Here is a 19,000-nt window from a genome sequence, read left to right on the forward strand (position 1 = left end):
ATACGAGCTCCATTCTGCAGGCTTGGTAACATGGGAACATGCCAGTTCAAAAATTACTGAAAACATCAGCCCATGTTGTTGCCGAGTTCGAGGGACTGTGCATTGCCGCGGGCTTGAATGCAGTGACTGGCGATGAAGGAAGCGGTAAAACCCGTTTGCTGAGCCTGTTGTCCGAGTCCCATTCGGATGCCTTTTGGCTTGACCTTAAATTACCCGGCTGCAACTCACAGACACCCTTAGATGTATGGGCACATTGGCGTCATCAATGTCCTCATTGGAATGAAGCTTTGTGCCTTGATTTGTGCGAGGCGCTAGGCATGAGGGTGCATGTGGCCAAGCGCTTAGACATGCTTTCAGCTGGTAGCCGTCGCAAGGTTGGTTTGCTGGCATTGTTGGCCAGCGGTTCAATGATCACTTGTCTTGATCAGCCGTTTGCGGCTTTGGATCAGGCATCTATCAGCGTGTTGTGCGAATTTTTGAACGACATGGCTGATAACAAGTCTAGGGCTTGGTTAATAGCGGATTATGAAGCTGATACCAGATTGCAATGGTCCAACCTCATTTCATTGGATCATGTCTAACCTGCTTGCCGTATCCTTTGGGTCAGACCCAACCTTGCCGCCATACCTCATCGTTTTGTAATTCCCGCCATGGAATGATCTGAGTGGCCTTAGAGAAAACAGACTCTATTTCTACAAATTCAATGGGCGCGTTGGGCAACTCAGGTTGAATGACTTTGCTAACTAAAAAGTGTTTTTGTTTGGCGACAGGTTTGACGGCTGTCCACTTTGTCAGATTTAATTTTTTGGGGTTAAGAGGATTCATAGCGCACCCGCTCAAGGTTTGGCTTTGATCTTGTTTTCCACTGCTTGCCCCAACTCAATCACAGCCATCGCGTAATAACTGCTCCAGTTGTAGCGTGTGATGGCGTAGAAATTTTCGGTGCCAGCCACATAACTGGGCGGGTCATCCCCATTCAGCAATTCAATCAATGCCAGCGGGCCTTTGTGTGCAAGCGCTTCGCCGTCAATGACAGCGCCTTTGGCCACAAAGTTGGCGATGCTGAAGCTTGGCAAAATGTCGGGCGCCATCAGTGCGTCCATGTCTAACAATTCTCGATTGAAAGTTACGGGGTAGTGGGTTGGCATGCCACTTTGCCATTGGAATGCTTTGAAGTAGTTGGCCACTGAGCCAATGACATCCACCTTGTTGGCGAACAAATCGATGTGTTGGTCGCCATCAAAATCAACAGCAAACTTAGCCCAGCTGGAAGGCATGAATTGAGGCAAGCCCAAAGCACCGGCATAACTGCCCTTGATGCTGCTGGGTTTGACCTTTTCTTTGTGCGCAAGCAATAAAAACTGCGCCAGTTCTTTGGAGAAAAATGCCTGACGTTCTGTGGCACGTGGGTGCTCTTTGGGAAAGTCAAAGGTCAATGTGCTCAGGGCATCCAGTGTTCGAAAATTGCCTGTGTGTTGGCCATAGAAAGTTTCAACACCGATGATGCCCACCACCAACCAAGGTGGAACCCCAAAGGTCTGTTCTGCGCGATCTAAGGTGCTCTGGTTTTCTTTCCAAAACTGCACACCTGCCTGAATTCGTTTGGGTTCAATGAAGCGAGCTTGATAGGCATTCCAGTTTTTCTTGCTGATTTGGGTGGGCGGCAAAATCAACTTGGGGATGCTGGGAATGAAACGCGCTTGGGCCAATTGAGCTTTGACCCATTTGACATCAAGTTGGCTAGATTTCGCCATTTGCTCGGCCCACTCATTCACATCTTGACGTTTGGTGTAGGTGGGGCCGGCCGCAGGGCTGGTCGCGGTGGCTTTGGGCGATTTGGATTTGGGTTTTTTCTTGGTGTCTGAGGCTTGCACAGCCAAAGAACAACTCAAGAGCAGCAGAGCTAAAAGGGTCGACAAAATGCGCATCTCTTGAGTTTAGCCTTTGTAGGCGCACGGGGTGTCGTGATAAGCTGGAATCCTTAGGAAAATGATTCCGCATTTTGCAAAGTTACCCATGGGCGCTACAGGTTATTTCACACACGCAGATTGTCGACTTCACGAAATGGGTGAGGGCCATCCTGAATGTCCACAGCGCTTGGACGCGATTGAAGACAGATTGCTCATCACGGGCTTGGACCACGCCCTAACCCGAAGAGAGCCTGCACTGGCATCTTTAACGGACATTGAGTTGGCCCATGGCCGGATGTACGTGGCCTCATTGCGGGGTTTAAGCGATGCTTTGATTGAAGACATGGCTGCTGGTGGTCCTACTCACAGTGCCTTAGACCCTGATACCTCTATCAACAGTCATACTTGGAAAGCGGCACTTCGGTCTGCTGGCGCCGCATTGGAAGCCACCGATGCCGTGATGGCGGGTGAACTTGAAAATGCTTTTTGCGCCACGCGGCCACCAGGGCACCACGCATGCCATGACAAGGCCATGGGCTTTTGTTTTTTCAACAATGTGGCCATTGCTGCCAAATATGCACTGGAGCGCCATGGTTTAAGCCGCGTGGCCATTGTTGACTTTGATGTGCACCATGGCAATGGCACCGAAGACATCGTGGCTGGCGACGATCGCATCCTGATGGTGAGTTTTTACCAGCATCCTTTTTATCCTGAAGGTGGCGCCCGCAAGAGCGACGCCAACTTGGTCAACTTGCCGGTACCCGCCTACACCAAAGGCATGGACATTCGTGAGTTGATCGACATGATTTGGATGCCACGCCTAGAAGAACACAAACCAGAGTTGATTTTCATCAGCGCTGGATTTGATGCCCACCGCGAAGACGACATGGGACAGTTGGGTTTGGTCGAACAAGATTACGTGTGGATCACACAGCGCATCAAAGATGTGGCGATCAAGCACGCCAAAGGCCGCATTGTCAGTTGTTTAGAGGGTGGCTATAGCCTCAGCGCTTTGGCGCGCAGTGTCGAAGCGCACATTCGTGTGTTGGCCGATGTTTAAATCTAGAAAGACCAGCCTGTGTCCCAAGTCCCTTTGATGATGAACGACCCACAGTTGTGGTGGGGCCGATTGAACTCGTTTGAAGCCTTGCAAGAGTTGTTGCTGTTTGCTGCCTGTGTTGGCGTGGCGCTGTCCCTGGTTTGGGCGTTGCGCCGTGCCACCCTCCAGTGGGAATTGAGGGTCCTGTTGGGACGCCAATTGGTCGACGGCGTTTTGTTTCCCAGTTTGCTCTTAGGTTTGGTGTTCGCCTCCCGTTCAATATGGGCCAAGTCACATCCTTTGTGGTTGTTTGATTTTTTGCTGCCTGTTTGTGTGTCCTTGGCGGCCATTCGCTTGGGCGTCAAAGTTTTGCAGGCGGCTTTCAAAGATGCAGCCTGGGTTAGACCAGTCGAGCGAAGCTTGTCTTGGTTAGCCTGGGGTGCAGTGGTGCTGTGGTTGACAGGTTTGTTGCCCATGGTGCTTGAAGAGCTCGATCTCATCCAATGGAAGGTAGGATCCTCGCATTTGTCTGTGCGCACCCTCATTGAAGGCGGTTTGACAGCAGGATTGGTCATGTTGCTCACGCTGTGGGTGTCCTCGGCCATCGAGTCGCGTTTGTTGCGAACTTCAACGGGCAGTGAATTGTCATTGCGCAAAGCCGTCAGCAATGCGGTGACGTCACTGTTGATGTTCGTGGGTCTGATGGTGTCCTTGTCCGCAGTTGGCATCGACCTGACAGCTTTGTCTGTTTTAGGCGGTGCAGTGGGCGTGGGCATTGGCTTTGGTTTGCAAAAGTTGGCTGCCAACTACGTCAGTGGCTTTGTGATTTTGGCCGAGCGCAGCATGCGAATTGGCGACAGCGTCAAGTTGGATGGGTTTGAAGGACGCGTGACCGACATCAAAGCACGCTATACCGTCATCCGTGCGCCCACGGGGCGCGAATCGATTGTGCCCAATGAAATGCTCATCAACAGCCGCGTTGAGAACTTGTCCTTGGCCGATTCTCGGGTGCTTCAAAGCACCTCGGTGTTGGTGGCTTATGGCAGCGATGTTGACTTGGTGATGCGATTGCTCACGCAAGCCTGTGAATTGCAAATGCGCGTTCTGAAAGAGCCTGCGCCCTTTGTGACCTTGACGTCATTTGCGGCCGATGGGCTGGAATTTGGTGCGCACTATTGGGTTGACGAGCAACAATCGGGTTTGCTCACATTGAAGTCTGAAATCAACCTCAGCATCTTGAAACTTCTCAATGCCCATGGCATTGAAATTCCTTACCCGCAACGCGTTGTGCACACGCGTGCAGGCTAAAGGGAAGGGTCTTTGAAGCGAGTTGCTTGAAGTCTTAGCGCGGGCTGTTGTGCAATTGCGCTTGGAGTACTTGTGCGCACAAAGCCACAGCCGTGTTGGCCTCTTGCATCACGCGGCCCATGGTAATGAAGCCGTGAATTTGACGTTCAAAGCAAATGTACTGCGCAGGCACGCCAGCTTGAGACAGCGCATCGGCATACATCAAACCTTCATCGCGCAATGGATCAAAACCAGCCGTCATGACAAAGGCGGGTGGCAGGCCTGCATGGCTGCTGGCCAATTGAGGAGAGGCGCGCCAGTCTTTGGCATCTTCACGATTGCGCAAATAATTTTCGGTGTAGTACGCAATGGACTCTTTGGTCAGCATGTACCCCTTGCCATTGGCGTGATAGGACGCGGTGTCTGGCCACATGATGGTGGCGGGATAGATCAACAATTGAAATGCGGGTTGAACTGACAAACCCTTTTGATCACGCAGTCCGATACAGGCAGCGGCAGACAAGTTGCCGCCAGCGCTGTCGCCACCGATGGCAATGCGTGCTGGGTCGATGCCCAACTCTTTGGCATGCGCCACAGTCCAGTTGAAAGCGGCCACTGTGTCGTCGTAGGCCGCAGGGAATTTGTGTTCGGGCCCCATGCGATAGTCAACCGATACCACCACCACCTTGGCTTGAAGGCACAAACTGCGGCACAACACATCGTGCGTGTCGAGATCACCGATGGTCCAGCCACCACCGTGGATGTAGACCAAGCCGGGCAGGGCATGCTCTGTTTGGGCGGCATGCGGGTGGTAAACCCGCACAGGCACATTCACGCCATTGGCAGAGACCACGCGGTCTTCAACTTTGAAAACTTCTGGTGCATCAGGCTGTGTGAAGGTGCGGCGAGATCGGTAAGACGCTCGTGCTTCGGCCGGCGTCATGGTGTTCACCGGTGGAACACCTTTTTCAACCATGAGTTGCATGAGAGCTTGTGCTTGAGGGTCTAGCATGATCAATCCATCATGGAAGGTAACCACAAGCTGATGCTTGGAAAGGCCAGCAAAATGCCCAGCGTGATCACCAAGACCAGCACCATCGGCCAAACGCCGCGGAAGATGGCATTCAAGCCAACTTTGGGCAACAAGGCGTTAAGCACAAACAGGTTCATGCCAACGGGTGGGGAAATCAAACCAATTTGAATCACCATCACAATCAGCACACCAAACCAAACAGGGTCAAAACCCAATTGCACCACGATGGGGAAAAACAGTGGAATGGTCAACAAGACCATGGTCAGCTCTTCCATCACCGTTCCAAGAACAACATAGATGAACATCATCGCTGCCACCACCATGATGGGCGACAAGCCTAAGTGCGTGATCCACTCTTTGAGCTCAAACGGCAAGCTGGTGTAGTTGACGAAATTTGCAAAAATTGTGGCCGAAATCAGCAATGTGAAGAGCATGGCCGTGGTGCGAGCTGATTCGACCAAAACCTCCATCAGTGCTTTCCAGCTGAGTGCTCTGCGGGCCAGTGCAAAAAGGAATGCGCCCGTGGCACCCATGCCAGCACCTTCGGTGGCGGTAAAGAAGCCGCCGTAAATACCACCCAGCACCAGGATCACCAAAACCAAGACACCCCAAATACCGCGGACGGCTTGTAAGCGTTCTGTCCAGCTGAATTTTTCGCCTGCAGGCGCGTGTTCAGGGTTGTGCCAAGTCATCAAAACGACCGCCATCATCATGAGGATCGCCGTCAAAATCCCAGGCAAAACACCTGCGGCAAACAACTTGCCAATGTGGGTTTCGGTGATGATGCCGTAGATCACCAGAATGGTGGAGGGCGGAATCATGATGCCCAAGGTGCCGCCTGCGGCGATCACACCAGTCGACATCGCATCGCTGTAACCCAATTTTTTCATGGACGGGTAAGCCACTTTGCCCATGGTGGCGGCTGTTGCGATGGAGGAGCCGCAGATGGCGCCAAAGCCTGCACATGCGGCAATGGTGGCATGGGCCAGACCGCCTCGGCGATGACCAATGAAGGTGTAAGCCGCATGAAACAGCTCATGTGCTAAGCCTGCCCGCGCCACAAAATTGCCCATCAAGATGAACAGTGGAATGACCGACAAGGTATAGGCAAATCCAGTCTCGTGAACCACCTGTGCTGTGCTGGCCAAGGCCGGCATCCAGCCGCGAGTTAAACCGATGCCCACAATGCCGACCAGCCCCATCGAAAATGCCAAGGGCATGCGCATGAGGGCCAAAACGAAGATGGCCAAGAAACCAAGCAAGGCGGCTGTCATACGGTGCCTCCTTCTGAGGCGTTTTCATCGATGGGCAAAAAAGCTTTGACCAGATGCACCAAACCCGTTAGACCACACAACAAGCCCATGCCCTGAATGAAGGGGGCTTTGGTGATTTTGAGTTGGGCAGTCGTTTCACCCGTGATGGCAAATTCACCGCCGGTTTTCCACATCAAATAAGCCAAGCCAATGAGCAAAGCTGCAGAGACAATGTGAATCAGCGCTTGTTGAATCTTTCGAACCCAAGCAGGTAAAAATGCATCCAAGGAATCGAACACCACGTGTTCACCTTTGAGAGAAACCAAAGGAAGTGCTGCAAAAATAACAACGACCATGAGTAACTCGGTCAACTCCAAAGAGCCAGTGATCGAATGCGATAGAAATTTCCGACCAGAGACATCAAAAAATGTCAGCAACATAATGCCGAACAAAGCGGCACCAGCGATCGTGCCACACAAAAGTTCAAGTAGTTTTTTCAAAGTCGACCCATCAAAAAAGCGGTATTTGCTGAGAGAGCAAATACCGCTGATACTTTCATTTCCTGGGGCTTTCGCCCTAGGAAAGCTCAAATCACTTTTGCTTTTGCAGCTTTGCGATTTCAGCGCGGAACTCAGACAATGTACCTGAAGGATCTTTCAAACCCTTGGCTTTGGCCGCTTGAGCCCAATCACGTTCCAGCTTGATGGTGCGTGCATTGACATCTCGAACAAAGAAGTTGTCTGCCTTGATGACTTTAACGCCATTTTTTTGCATGTTCGCTAAAGCTAGATCGTCCACACGATCCCAAGCCTTACCAAAGCGACTTGCGACGGCCTCACCCGACAACTCATCAACCACTTTCTTGTCTTCAGCAGAAAGGGCGTTGTACTTGGCCGGGTTCATCATGAAAACGAAGCTGGTGTTGTACAGACCGCCAGGAAATTGAGTGGCAAACTTGATGATCTTGTCAATTTTGAAGGAGTCTGTTGACTCTGCTGGGAACAAAGTGCCGTCCATCACGCCGCTGGACAACAGCTCATATGAATCAGGCGCAGGTTTGAGCGTGACGTTCATGTCGAGCGTTTTGGAAATCTCGTTGACCATGCCACCACCCACACGGAATTTGAGGCCAGGGAGGTCTTCAACGCGCGTGATGGGTTTTTTGGTGTTGAACACGATGCCTGGGCCATGTGTGAAGTAGCCCAAGACCTTCACGCCTTGGTGTTCTGCGGCAAACTCTGGGTACTTGCTAGCGACTCGGTTGAAAGCCACAGACAGGGGCTCTGCACGGTCACCGAGGAAGGGGAATTCGGCCATTTGTGAGAGCACAAAACGACCCGGTGTGTAACCGTGCACGGTGAATGAAACATCGACCAAGCCGTTTTTGACAGCATCGAACGTGCCGGGTGCTGGGGTGACGGCACGGGGAAGGATGTTGCAACGAACCCGATTGGAGGTTTTGCTTGCCAGGTCATCACACCATTCTTTTTGGGAGACCGAAAGACCGTGAGTGGGTGGGACCCAGCTGGAAACGGTCAAAACTGTTTGTGCCTGTGCCAAGCCGCTGAAGCCGACGAGTGTCGCCGCTGTCATGGCCATCAAAGTTTTTTTCATCCGAGATCTCCAATAAAAAATTCAATCGCAAAGCCGATTGTTTAAGAAGGATGATATTAATCCTGATTAGCCTACCGATTGGTCGGTGAATTCCCGAGGTTTTAGGGGCTTCGGCGATTGCATCCCTGATATAAAATTCGAACGATCGTGCTTTTTTGGGCTGGGGTCTTGAGAAAATCCAAGATTCGGGCACAATTGACGTTTACGTTAACGTCAATCAAGCAAATTGCGTTAGCGAGCCTGTTTTTATCTTGGAGATTTGGCAATGAAAATTCTTGTTCCCGTCAAAAGGGTTGTCGACTACAACGTGAAAGTGCGCGTCAAATCTGACGGTACTGGCGTAGACATCGCCAACGTCAAAATGAGCATGAACCCGTTTGACGAGATCGCAGTGGAAGAAGCTGTGCGCTTGAAAGAAAAGGGCATTGCTACAGAAGTGATCGCAGTGTCTTGCGGCGTGACTCAGTGCCAAGAAACCTTGCGCACAGCAATGGCCATTGGCGCCGATCGCGGCATCTTGGTGGAAACACCCGCCGAACTCGAATTGCAACCCTTGGCGGTTGCCAAGTTGCTCAAAGCCTTGGTCGATAAAGAACAACCTGGTTTGATCATCTTGGGCAAACAAGCCATTGACGATGATTGCAACCAAACAGGTCAAATGTTGGCCGCATTGGCTGACTTGCCCCAAGCTACTTTTGCTTCCAAAGTGGAAGTAGTGGACGGCAAAGCGCAAGTGACACGCGAAGTGGATGGCGGCTTGGAAGTTTTGTCTTTGTCCATGCCTGCAGTGATCACCACCGACTTGCGTTTGAACGAGCCACGTTATGTGACGTTGCCCAACATCATGAAGGCGAAGAAAAAACAACTCGACACGTTCAAGCCTGAAGACTTGGGAGTAGATGTCGCACCACGCATCACAACTCTCAAAGTATCTGAGCCACCTAAGCGCTCTGCCGGTATCAAGGTGCCCGATGTGGCGACATTGGTTGATAAGTTGAAGAACACAGCGAAGGTAATTTAATCATGGCTTCATTGGTTATTGCAGAACACGACAACGCATCCATCAAGGGTGCAACTTTGAACACCATCACAGCCGCTGTGGCTTGTGGTGGTGATGTGCACGTTTTGGTGGCCGGTCACAACGCCGGCGCAGCCGCGCAAGCTGCTGCCCAAATTGCAGGCGTTTCCAAAGTGATTCACGCTGACGCAGAAGGTCTGGCCCATGGCTTGGCCGAGAACGTGGCAGCTCAAGTGTTGGCCATTGCGGGCAACTACTCACACATCTTGTTCCCTGCCACTGCCAGCGGCAAAAACGTGGCGCCCCGCGTGGCAGCCAAGTTGGATGTGGCGCAATTGAGCGACGTCACTTTGGTGGTGTCTGCTGACACCTTCGAGCGACCCATTTACGCTGGCAACGCCATTGCCACCGTGCAGAGCAAAGATGCCGTCAAAGTGTTGACTGTGCGCACAACTGGTTTTGATGCGGCAGCAGCCACGGGTGGTTCTGCTTCTGTTGAATCTGTAGCAGCTACAACCGACAGCGGCAAGAGCGTGTTCAAGGGCAGTGAGATTGCCAAGAACGATCGTCCTGAACTCACGGCGGCCAAGATCATTGTGTCGGGTGGCCGTGCATTGGGCAGCGCAGAAAAGTTTGCCGAAGTGATGACACCCTTGGCCGACAAGTTGGGCGCAGCGATGGGCGCCAGCCGCGCAGCCGTCGATGCAGGTTATGCGCCTAACGATTGGCAAGTGGGCCAAACCGGCAAGATTGTGGCCCCTCAGTTGTATGTGGCTTGCGGCATCTCGGGTGCCATTCAGCACTTGGCAGGCATGAAAGACAGCAAGGTCATTGTGGCCATCAACAAAGATCCCGAAGCGCCTATCTTCAGCGTTGCGGACTATGGCTTAGAAGCTGATCTGTTTGCGGCAGTGCCTGAACTGACCAACGCGCTGTGAAGCGAATGATTTGACTTTTGATTTTGAAAGGCATCCTTTGTGGTGCCTTTCTTTTGTACGGAGAATGAGATGAGTTACGTTGCCCCCCTGAAAGACATGCTTTTCAACATTGAACACTTGGCCCGAATTGACCAAGTGTCTCAAATGCCTGGTTTTGAAGACGCTGGTTTGGAAACCGCACAAGCTGTATTGGAAGAGTGCGCCAAGTTAAACCAAGAAGTACTGGCCCCCCTGAATTGGGAAGGTGACAAAAACCCATCCGCATTCGCCAACGGTGAAGTGAAAACCACGCCAGGTTTCAAAGACGCCTTCAAGCAGTACGGTGAAGGCGGTTGGCAAGGTTTGCAGCACCCCACAGATTTTGGTGGTCAGGGTTTGCCTAAAACCATCGGTGCTGCATGCGGTGAAATGCTCAATTCGGCCAATATGAGCTTTGCGTTGTGCCCCTTGCTTACTGACGGTGCCATTGAAGCTTTGTTGACGGCTGGCTCTGATGAATTGAAAAACATCTACCTTGAAAAATTGATTTCGGGTGAATGGACAGGCACCATGAATCTGACAGAACCGCAAGCCGGTTCTGACTTGGCCTTGGTTCGCACACGTGCAGAGCCATTGCCCGACGGCACCTTCAAAGTGTTTGGCACCAAAATCTACATCACCTATGGTGAACATGACATGGCCGAGAACATCGTGCACTTGGTGTTGGCCCGTGTGCAAGGTGCACCCGAAGGTGTGAAGGGCATCAGCTTGTTTGTGGTCCCTAAGTTCATGGTCAAGCCTGATGGTAGCTTGGGTGATCGCAACGACGTCCATTGCGTCAGCATTGAACACAAGATGGGCATCAAGGCCAGCCCTACCGCAGTGCTTCAATACGGCGACAACGGTGGCGCGATTGGCTACCTGGTTGGCGAAGAAAACCGTGGCCTCGAGTACATGTTCATCATGATGAATGCGGCGCGCTATGCTGTGGGTGTTCAGGGCATTGCCATTGCCGAGCGAGCCTATCAAAAAGCTGTGCAGTACGCCAAAGACCGCGTGCAAAGTCGTCCTGTCGATGGCAGCATGAACACTTCTGCGCCCATCATTCATCACCCCGATGTCAAGCGCATGCTCATGACCATGCGTGCCAGCACCGAGGGATGCCGTGCTTTGGCCACCGTGGCTGCTGCCGCTTACGACGCGGCCCATCACCACCCCGATGCTGAAGTGCGCAAACAAAATGCCTTGTTCTATGAGTTCATGGTGCCTTTGGTCAAAGGCTACAGCACCGAGATGAGCTTGGAAGTGACATCGCTGGGCGTGCAGGTCCATGGCGGTATGGGCTTCATTGAAGAAACAGGTGCTGCTCAGTACTACCGCGACGCCAAAATTTTGACCATCTATGAAGGCACCACAGCCATTCAAGCGAATGATTTGGTGGGTCGTAAAACGGCGCGCGATGGCGGACAAACAGCCAAGGCCTTGGCCGGCCAAGTTGAGCAAACAGAAAATGAACTCTTGTCGAATGCCAATGCCGACGCACAAGCAGTGGGTCGCCGTTTGAAGGCGGCTCGCTTGGCGTTTTTGGATGTGGTCAATTTTGTGGCCGGCAACGCCAAAGCCCAACCCAATGATGTGTATGCTGGCAGCGTGCCCTACCTCATGCTGACAGGTAACTTGATGGCGGGCTGGCAAATGGGCCGTGCCCTTTTGGTGGCCTTGTCGCAAAGCGCACAGGGCCAAGATAAAGCCTTCATGGACGCCAAAGTCACGACAGCACGCTTCTATGCCGACCACTTGCTTAGCCGTGCCCCAGGCGTGCGCGACAGTATCGTGGAAGGTGCAAAGTGCGTGACAGAGCTTTCCTTAGAAGCTTTCTAAAATTCGGCTTTTCATCGAAACATTCATCGACTGGAGACTTCATGTCTAAATTACCCGCTGTATTGGCCAATCTCCCTTTTCCGGTGATTGCGTCACCTTTGTTCATCATCAGCAACCCCAAGCTGGTCATTGAGCAGTGCAAGGCGGGTGTGGTGGGCTCAATGCCGGCTTTGAATGCAAGGCCTGCAGCGCAATTGGAAGAGTGGTTGATTGAAATCACAGAAACGCTGGCCGCTTACAACAAAGCCAACCCCGATCAGCCGGCAGCTCCCTTTGCCATCAATCAAATTGTTCACAAGAGCAACGACCGCTTGGAACACGACATGGCCTTGTGTGTGAAATACAAAGTGCCAATCATCATCACCTCATTGGGTGCGCGCGAAGACATCAACCAAGCTGCACACAGTTATGGTGGCGTGGTATTGCACGACATCATCAACAACAAGTTTGCACACAAAGCAATTGAAAAAGGCGCAGATGGTTTGATCGCTGTTGCGGCCGGTGCTGGAGGCCACGCCGGTGAGAAAAGCCCATTCGCCTTGATTCAAGAGATTCGCCAATGGTTTGACGGCCCTGTTGCATTGTCGGGCTCCATTGCCACGGGTGATGCTGTTTTGTCAGCACAAGCTATGGGTGCTGACTTTGCATACATTGGCTCGGCATTCATTGCAACGCACGAAGCACGTGCTGCAGAGGGCTACAAACAGGCTATCGTTGATTGCAACTCTGACGACATCGTTTACAGCAATCTCTTCACGGGTGTGCACGGTAACTACCTGGCGCCATCCATCAAAGCAGCTGGCTTAGACCCTGCCAATTTGCCCGTGTCCGATCCATCCGCCATGAACTTTGGTGGTGATGCCAAAAAAGCCTGGAAAGACATTTGGGGATGCGGCCAAGGCATTGGTGCCATCAATGCCATCGTCAGCACGGCTGAACGGGTGGCCAAGTTGAAGCAAGAGTACGCCGCTGCGCGTGCACGCTTGTCACTCTGAATTTCTACAAGGTTTTCGTGAAGTCTCAGCGTTCGGAGGTCGTTGACCTCTTCAAGGCCTTTGCGTGCGTGTTAATTGTGTGGCACCACCTCGCTCTATACGGGCCAATGTCCGATGTGGTCTACCAATCAGCCCCTGACTTCATCGGCATGCTGTTTGACTACGGCTTGCTGGCGGTGGAAGTGTTCTTGGTGGTGGGCGGCTATTTGAATGCAAAGTCCTGGATTCGTGCATTGACCCAAGCCGAGTTTGAGATCTTTTCTCGCGTAGGCATGCGCTACCAGCGCTTGGTCATTCCTTTGTTGGCGGCATTGAGTTTCACGGTGGCCGTGACTGCCTTGGTACGGCCGTATTTTGACCATCCCTCCTTGTCAGATGCGCCAACCCTCTCGAAGGTGATGGCGCACATTTTCCTGTTGCAAGACGTGATGTATGTGGAAGCCTTTTCTGCAGGTGTTTGGTATGTGGCCATCGACTTTCAGTTGTTCGTGATGGCTTTGCTTTGTGCCGCATTGGCACATCGTTGGCAGACCATGACTCGGCAGGGCTCGGTCATACGCAAAGCGCTTGGCATGTGGATGGTTTTGACTTTGGGCTCTTTGTTTGTTTGGAATTTGAACCCCTTGGGAGAGGTGTGGGGCACTTATTTCTTTTGCGCCTATGGACTGGGTTTGTGCGTGGGCAGCTGGCGCTCGTCTGGGTTCAAAATCAATCACCGCATTTTGGCTTTGTTGATTTTGTTGCTGGGTGTCGTGGCGTGGGTGTATGAACCCAGAATTAGACTGGCTGTCGCAGTGGCAGTTGCCATCTTGCTGGCGCTTTATGAGGCCGCCGATTGCCGGCCGCTGCCGCGCATCAAAGCAGGATGGATTCAAGCTTTATCGAATGCGTCTTACGCAGTATTTCTCATTCACTTTGGCGTGAGCTTGGTGGTCAGCGCCGTGGTGTTTACCCACTGGTCAGAAAGTGTGCCGGCCAATGCCCTGGGCATGCTCACTTCGTTTGCACTGTCTTTGCTGTTAGGAGCGTGGTTGCATACACACGTGGAAAAGCGAGCACCCAGTTGGCAACGATGGCTGCAGTGGACAAGCACTTTTGCAGCGACCTGTGCTGCGGTGATGCTGTTAACTTAGACGGCTGCTGCTTGACTTTCGTTGACCTTGCCTTGGATGTAGGCGAGGGCCGCTTCAACTTGGTCAATGAGGATGAGGCACAAATCGCCAGTAGACAAACGCGCTAGCGCCGTGTCGATGGCATTGAATTCACCTTGAATGTCTTGGACGTGCGTTGTGCGCGTAGCGCCATTCAAGCCTTCGCGCAAAAGTTGAATCACTTCACCGTCGCTGCGCCCACGTTGGCAGGCATCTTGGTACAAAATGACTTCATCAAACGCTGCGCCCAAGATTTGAGTTTGGTCGCGGATGTCTTGATCGCGGCGATCACCAGCACCACTGATGACCACCACACGCTTGTTGGCAGGCATGTTATCGACGGCCTGAACCAAGGCCTGAATGGCATCGGGGTTGTGACCATAGTCGGCAATCAAGGTGGCACCCTTGTAATCAAACACATTGAAACGGCCAGGGACGCCTTGAATGTCGCTGATGAACGTTGACAAGCCCAATGCAATGGTTTCCCAAGGCACATCCACAGCCCAAGCTGCTGCAACAGCGGCCATGACATTTTCAGTTTGAAAACCAATTTGACCTTGGCGCGTGAGTGGTACTTCTGACAAGGGAATGCGGAAAGACTTTTTGCCTTGTTGGGCAACAATGTGGCCGTTTTCTGTGTAGACCACTCGCTTGCCCTGGGCGCGGTGTGTTGCGATGACTGCGTTGTGAGGGTCGAGTGCAAAGAAGGTGACATTGCCAGGGCACATGTTGGCCATCATGGCGACATGGGGGTCGGCGGCGTTCAGCACGGCCATGCCATCGGGCGCTACATTGAGCACAATGACGCGCTTTAAAACTGACAGGTCTTCGAGGGTGGTGATGTAATTCAAACCCAAGTGATCGCCAGAACCCATGTTGGTGACGATGGCCACTTGGCAACGGTCAAAGGCAAGTCCTTCACGCAACAAGCCACCCCGGGCTGTTTCAAACACAGCAGCATCCACATCGGGGTGCATCAAGACATTTCGGGCACTGCGAGGGCCGCTGCAATCGCCATCGTCAATTTGACGGCCGTTGACGTAGACACCATCGGTGTTCGTCATGCCCACGCGCCATTGATGGGCCTTGAGCAGGTGAGCGGTGAGTCGAACTGTGGTGGTTTTGCCGTTGGTGCCAGTGACGGCTATGACGGGAATACGGCCGTTGTCTCCATTGGGGAACATGTGGTCAATGACCGCCTTGCCCACATTGCGACCCTTACCAAAAGATGGGCTGATGTGCATGCGCAAACCAGGTGCTGCGTTGACTTCAACGATGCCGCCGTTTTGCTCTTCAAGGGGTTTCAAGACAGATTCACAGACCACATCAACACCGCAAATGTCCACGCCCACCATTTGAGCTGCTGCCACTGCGCGTGCAGCAACTTCTGCATGCACATCATCGGTCACGTCCGTGGCAGTGCCACCTGTGGACAAATTGGCGTTGTTGCGAAGGATGACGCGTCGACCTTTTTCGGGAACGGAGTTGGGTTCTAGGTCTTGCAACTTCAAACGGCCAATGGCGATGTCGTCAAATTTTATTTTGGTGAGCGAGGTGGAATGGCCATCACCGCGGCGAGGATCTGCATTGACTTTGTCAACCAACTCGCGCACTGTAAGAACACCATCGCCCACAACCAGAGGCGGTTCACGGCGAGCGGCAGCCACCAGTTTGTTGCCAACCACCAGCAAACGATAGTCGCTGCCTGGCAGAAATTTTTCAACCAAAACTTCACCGTAACGTGCAGCTGTTTCGTAGGCTTGATCGAAGAGCTCGCGCTCAGTGATGTTGACTGTGACGCCTTTGCCCTGGTTGCCATCTTGGGGTTTGACCACCACGGGCAAGCCAATGCTTTGTGCAATGGACCAGGCGTCTTCTAAATCTTTGGCCGGGCGACCGATGGGAACTGGCACGCCAGCGGCCAATAACAAAGACTTGGTCAGGTCTTTGTCTTGGGCAATTGATTCTGCAATGGCGCTGGTGGTGTCGGTTTCAGCGGCTTGGATACGGCGCTGCTTGGAGCCCCAACCAAATTGCACCATGCTGCCTTCAGTGAGGCGGCGATAGGGAATGCCCTTGAGCACTGCGGCGTCAACGATGGAGCCTGTTGAGGGGCCTAATCGAACATCTTCGTCTAAATCACGCAGTTCAGCGAGCGCTTGGTTAAGGTCAAAAGCAGATTGCGACTCCACGGCTTGGCACAGTTTTTCGGCCCAGTCGAGGGCCAGTCGGCCTACCGCTTCTTCGGTGTACTGGACCACCACTTGGAAGACGCCATCTTCTTCGGTGGCCGTGGTTCGGCTGAAAGTGACGGGGCAACCTGCTTGGTTTTGCAAGCTGAGGGTGATTTTTTCAAGGGCATGGGCCATGCTGGCGGGATGCCCTGGGCGGGTACCTTCGAGGGGCCCAACCGCCGGAAAAATGCGACGTAATTTTTTTTCGAAATCGTTGCCAGGCAACATTTCACGTTCTTCTGGGGCACAGCGAACGATGGCTTCAATGCTGGTTTGACGACTCCATAAATTGGGTCCCCGCAAAGCTCGAATTCTTGAAACTTCCATGAAACAAATATCCTGGTTGAGGCGCGTCGTCTTGTAGGGGTGGGGCTGACCAACCTGGGTCAGTGAGCGCCGGGGCTTTGACCGAAACTCTTGATGCCAGCGCGGATCAAGTCCGTATTGATGCCAAGGGCCCAAGCCGCAGCAGATGCCGCTAAGACTTCAATACACTGAAGGTGCTGGTTCTTGAACAATTTGTCGATGGCCGGCAGCTGGCGGTTGAGCGCTTCGATTTCCTGATCGCCTTGCGCCAGAACCAAATGGTTCTTGCGCCAAAACACCACGCGGCCGTTTTCGCTGCGATGTTGGACGATGAGCGGATTGTCTTCACTGCTGGCAAAGTAGGTGATTTCGCCGTCGCAATATTCAGCCAAGTTGGCCACTTCGCGATCGTCCGCATTCAAGACGGCCATGCCATGGGGCAGGACAACGTCCATTTGTGTGCGAACCACGTTGGGCATTTGTTCGTCGCTTTGGATGTACAAATCTTGCAGGCCTTCGGCTTTGGGCATGGAGGTAATGACACCCACTTGGCAGCGGTCATACGGCAGACCTTCAGACAAGAGATGCCGCGCCGAGGTTTCGAAGACAGCAGCTTGCACGGAGCGATTGATCAGCAGGCGCTGCGCTGAGTCCCAGGCCATGCCGCTTTGGCTTTGCAGGTTGCGTTGACCCAAGAACAGACCTTTGGCAGAAGCCAAGCCGGTTTGCATGCCTTGCAAGTGCAAGAGCCAAGCAATGAGGTGACTGGTGCCTGTGGTGTTGTCTTGGCCTATGACGCCCACCACCGGAATGCGCGGCTCGGAGTCGGCGGCAAACAGATGTGCGGCGATGGCCTGACCCACGGGTCGAGCAGAACCTGATGCAGGTTTTAAGTGCATTAACAAGCCCGGGCCAGCGTTGACTTCCACAATGGCGGCGCCTTGCGCTTTCATCGGTTTGGAAATGTCTTGGGCCACCAAGTCGACGCCTGCAATGTCAAGTCCCACGATGCGCGCAGCCAATGCAGCCAATTCAGCCACATCCGGGTGAACCAAGTCGGTGACGTCCATCGCCATGTTGCCGGTGCGCATGACCAACACATTGCGTCCCTTTTCGGGCACGCTGTCGCCGGTCAGACCTTGGCGTTGGAGTTCCAACACCGCGGTGGTGTGGTCTTTGAGTCGAATGGTGTCGAGGGGGAAATCTTCTTCTTCACCGCGACGTGGGTCGGAGTTGATTTGGATTTCGATGAGTTGCTCGACGGTGTGAACACCATCGCCCACCACACTGGCAACTTCGCCTTTGTTGGCTGCAACCACCTTGCCGCCGACGACCAGCAAACGATGCTCGTCGCCCAAGATGTGTCGCTCGACCAGCACGTCACTGCCTTCGGCTTCGGCCAAGTGATAGGCGGCTTCAACTTCAGCTTGTGTCCGCAGCTCGAGTGAAACGCCGCGGGCATGGTTGCCGTCAACGGGTTTGACGCACACGGGCAGGCCAATGTCTTGGGCGGCTTCCCAAGCCTCAGCGGGGGAAGACACATTTCGGCCTTCGGGGACGGGCACGCCGCAATTGGCCAACAGGCTTTTGGTGAGGTCTTTGTCTTTGGAGACGCCCTCGGCAATGGCGCTGGTCTGGTCGGTTTCGGCCGTCCAAATGCGTCTTTGGTTGGCGCCGTAGCCCAATTGAACGAGGTTGCCATCGTTCAGGCGAATGGCTGGAATGTTGCGTTCGGCGGCTGCATCCACAATGCAGGCGGTGCTGGGGCCAATGCACAAGCGATCGACCATTTGGGTGAGGTCGGCGATGACTTGTTTGACAGGGAAGGGGCGATTTTCGATGGCGGCCATGACCAGGTCGCGGGCCGCTTGGAGGGCTGCACGGCTGACGGTTTCGTTGCGCGTGCGAATGACCACTTTGTAGATGCCACGAGGACCCGCCTCACGGGCTTTGCCAAATCCGGTTTGCATGCCGGCGCGGTTTTGCAACTCAAGGGCCACGTGTTCCATGATGTGACCGGGCCATGTGCCTTCGGCCAAGCGTTGAAGGAATCCACCTCTTTCGCCAACGCTGCAACGGTGCTCAACCAGGCCAGGCAACATCTCTTGAAGTCGCTGGTTGAAGCCAGGCAGTGTGTTGGAAGGGCAATCTTCAAGGTCGCCAATGTCAATCCATGCTTCAATGACGGGGCGGTAAGTCCAAATGTTGGGACCCTTGAGATGGGTCATCCGTAAAAATTTGATGTCTTTAGAACTCATTTCCGTGGGCCTGACGATTCTGAGCGAAGGCACGGAGCGATTCGTGTCCGGGGATACAATGACCGGCCAGTTGCAACACTGGCAGTGATCGTCTGATAAACAAG

The 19,000-nt window shown here is 53.3% G+C and carries 16 protein-coding genes; 8 read left to right on the forward strand and 8 right to left on the reverse strand.

The window, feature by feature from the left end; translation table 11 throughout:
* Positions 1-329: 329 nt before the first annotated feature.
* Complete coding sequence (locus L103DPR2_RS14490) at positions 330-581, forward strand: hypothetical protein (protein WP_231717702.1); 252 nt, start codon at positions 330-332, stop codon at positions 579-581.
* A 22-nt stretch (positions 582-603) separates the two neighbouring features.
* Here L103DPR2_RS14490 and L103DPR2_RS07190 read toward each other — a convergent pair whose 3' ends face one another.
* Both L103DPR2_RS07190 and mltB read right to left on the reverse strand, forming a co-directional pair.
* Positions 604-825 (reverse strand): TIGR02450 family Trp-rich protein, encoded by a 222-nt coding sequence (locus L103DPR2_RS07190; RefSeq protein ID WP_055360402.1) that lies wholly within the window; start codon positions 823-825, stop codon positions 604-606.
* An 11-nt stretch (positions 826-836) separates the two neighbouring features.
* Positions 837-1,928, reverse strand: a complete 1,092-nt coding sequence (gene mltB, locus L103DPR2_RS07195; RefSeq protein ID WP_055360403.1) for a lytic murein transglycosylase B — start codon at positions 1,926-1,928, stop codon at positions 837-839.
* A gap of 88 nt (positions 1,929-2,016) precedes the next feature.
* On the opposite strand from mltB, the gene L103DPR2_RS07200 reads away from it, so the two are divergent.
* Both L103DPR2_RS07200 and L103DPR2_RS07205 read left to right on the forward strand, forming a co-directional pair.
* Positions 2,017-2,970: a histone deacetylase family protein gene (locus L103DPR2_RS07200; RefSeq protein ID WP_055360404.1), complete on the forward strand. Its 954-nt coding sequence runs from the start codon at positions 2,017-2,019 to the stop codon at positions 2,968-2,970.
* Positions 2,971-3,006: 36 nt separating this feature from the next.
* Positions 3,007-4,257 (forward strand): mechanosensitive ion channel family protein, encoded by a 1,251-nt coding sequence (locus tag L103DPR2_RS07205; protein ID WP_055361921.1) that lies wholly within the window; start codon positions 3,007-3,009, stop codon positions 4,255-4,257.
* A 34-nt stretch (positions 4,258-4,291) separates the two neighbouring features.
* On the opposite strand, the gene L103DPR2_RS07210 is transcribed toward L103DPR2_RS07205, so the two are convergent.
* From L103DPR2_RS07210 to L103DPR2_RS07225, 4 genes are all read right to left on the reverse strand, one after another.
* Positions 4,292-5,248: an alpha/beta hydrolase gene (locus L103DPR2_RS07210; RefSeq protein ID WP_055360405.1), complete on the reverse strand. Its 957-nt coding sequence runs from the start codon at positions 5,246-5,248 to the stop codon at positions 4,292-4,294.
* A gap of 2 nt (positions 5,249-5,250) precedes the next feature.
* Positions 5,251-6,543, reverse strand: a complete 1,293-nt coding sequence (locus tag L103DPR2_RS07215) for a TRAP transporter large permease (protein WP_055360406.1) — start codon at positions 6,541-6,543, stop codon at positions 5,251-5,253.
* Positions 6,540-7,022 carry a TRAP transporter small permease gene (locus tag L103DPR2_RS07220; protein ID WP_055360407.1) on the reverse strand — a complete coding sequence of 161 codons (483 nt, stop codon included), beginning with the start codon at positions 7,020-7,022 and terminating at the stop codon, positions 6,540-6,542. Before L103DPR2_RS07220 ends, L103DPR2_RS07215 begins: the two co-directional genes overlap by 4 nt.
* Before the next feature lie 91 nt (positions 7,023-7,113).
* The gene (locus L103DPR2_RS07225) at positions 7,114-8,136 is read right to left on the reverse strand and encodes a TRAP transporter substrate-binding protein (protein WP_055360408.1); all 1,023 of its coding nucleotides are present in this window, start codon (positions 8,134-8,136) and stop codon (positions 7,114-7,116) included.
* Between the two features lie 265 nt (positions 8,137-8,401).
* Here L103DPR2_RS07225 and L103DPR2_RS07230 point away from each other — a divergent pair, with 265 nt between their 5' ends.
* From L103DPR2_RS07230 to L103DPR2_RS07250, 5 genes are all read left to right on the forward strand, one after another.
* Positions 8,402-9,157 carry an electron transfer flavoprotein subunit beta/FixA family protein gene (locus tag L103DPR2_RS07230; protein WP_055360409.1) on the forward strand — a complete coding sequence of 252 codons (756 nt, stop codon included), beginning with the start codon at positions 8,402-8,404 and terminating at the stop codon, positions 9,155-9,157.
* Between the two features lie 2 nt (positions 9,158-9,159).
* Entirely contained in the window at positions 9,160-10,092 is a 933-nt protein-coding gene (locus L103DPR2_RS07235) for an electron transfer flavoprotein subunit alpha/FixB family protein (protein ID WP_055360410.1), read from the forward strand.
* 69 nt (positions 10,093-10,161) lie between these two features.
* The gene (locus L103DPR2_RS07240) at positions 10,162-11,952 is read left to right on the forward strand and encodes an acyl-CoA dehydrogenase (protein WP_055360411.1); all 1,791 of its coding nucleotides are present in this window, start codon (positions 10,162-10,164) and stop codon (positions 11,950-11,952) included.
* Positions 11,953-11,993: 41 nt separating this feature from the next.
* On the forward strand, positions 11,994-12,947 hold the full coding sequence (locus tag L103DPR2_RS07245; RefSeq protein WP_055360412.1) for an NAD(P)H-dependent flavin oxidoreductase: 954 nt from the start codon (positions 11,994-11,996) through the stop codon (positions 12,945-12,947).
* Positions 12,948-12,964: 17 nt separating this feature from the next.
* Positions 12,965-14,080 (forward strand): acyltransferase family protein, encoded by a 1,116-nt coding sequence (locus L103DPR2_RS07250; protein WP_082466751.1) that lies wholly within the window; start codon positions 12,965-12,967, stop codon positions 14,078-14,080.
* Here L103DPR2_RS07250 and cphA read toward each other — a convergent pair.
* The gene (gene cphA / locus L103DPR2_RS07255; RefSeq protein ID WP_055360414.1) at positions 14,077-16,659 is read right to left on the reverse strand and encodes a cyanophycin synthetase; all 2,583 of its coding nucleotides are present in this window, start codon (positions 16,657-16,659) and stop codon (positions 14,077-14,079) included. The genes L103DPR2_RS07250 and cphA overlap by 4 nt on opposite strands.
* Positions 16,660-16,718: 59 nt before the next feature.
* Positions 16,719-18,896, reverse strand: a complete 2,178-nt coding sequence (locus L103DPR2_RS07260; protein WP_055360415.1) for a cyanophycin synthetase — start codon at positions 18,894-18,896, stop codon at positions 16,719-16,721.
* Positions 18,897-19,000: the final 104 nt, after the last annotated feature.

This window comes from Limnohabitans sp. 103DPR2, from assembly GCF_001412575.1.
Classification (GTDB): Bacteria; Pseudomonadota; Gammaproteobacteria; order Burkholderiales; family Burkholderiaceae_C; genus Limnohabitans_A.

Coding starts and splice junctions, on each gene's coding strand:
- L103DPR2_RS07190 (WP_055360402.1), bottom strand. CDS start 825: ATGAATCCTCTTAACCCCAAAAAATTAAATCTGACAAAGTGGACAGCC.
- mltB (WP_055360403.1), bottom strand. CDS start 1,928: ATGCGCATTTTGTCGACCCTTTTAGCTCTGCTGCTCTTGAGTTGTTCT.
- L103DPR2_RS07200 (WP_055360404.1), top strand. CDS start 2,017: ATGGGCGCTACAGGTTATTTCACACACGCAGATTGTCGACTTCACGAA.
- L103DPR2_RS07205 (WP_055361921.1), top strand. CDS start 3,007: ATGATGAACGACCCACAGTTGTGGTGGGGCCGATTGAACTCGTTTGAA.
- L103DPR2_RS07210 (WP_055360405.1), bottom strand. CDS start 5,248: ATGCTAGACCCTCAAGCACAAGCTCTCATGCAACTCATGGTTGAAAAA.
- L103DPR2_RS07215 (WP_055360406.1), bottom strand. CDS start 6,543: ATGACAGCCGCCTTGCTTGGTTTCTTGGCCATCTTCGTTTTGGCCCTC.
- L103DPR2_RS07225 (WP_055360408.1), bottom strand. CDS start 8,136: ATGAAAAAAACTTTGATGGCCATGACAGCGGCGACACTCGTCGGCTTC.
- L103DPR2_RS07230 (WP_055360409.1), top strand. CDS start 8,402: ATGAAAATTCTTGTTCCCGTCAAAAGGGTTGTCGACTACAACGTGAAA.
- L103DPR2_RS07235 (WP_055360410.1), top strand. CDS start 9,160: ATGGCTTCATTGGTTATTGCAGAACACGACAACGCATCCATCAAGGGT.
- L103DPR2_RS07240 (WP_055360411.1), top strand. CDS start 10,162: ATGAGTTACGTTGCCCCCCTGAAAGACATGCTTTTCAACATTGAACAC.
- L103DPR2_RS07245 (WP_055360412.1), top strand. CDS start 11,994: ATGTCTAAATTACCCGCTGTATTGGCCAATCTCCCTTTTCCGGTGATT.
- cphA (WP_055360414.1), bottom strand. CDS start 16,659: ATGGAAGTTTCAAGAATTCGAGCTTTGCGGGGACCCAATTTATGGAGT.
- L103DPR2_RS07260 (WP_055360415.1), bottom strand. CDS start 18,896: ATGAGTTCTAAAGACATCAAATTTTTACGGATGACCCATCTCAAGGGT.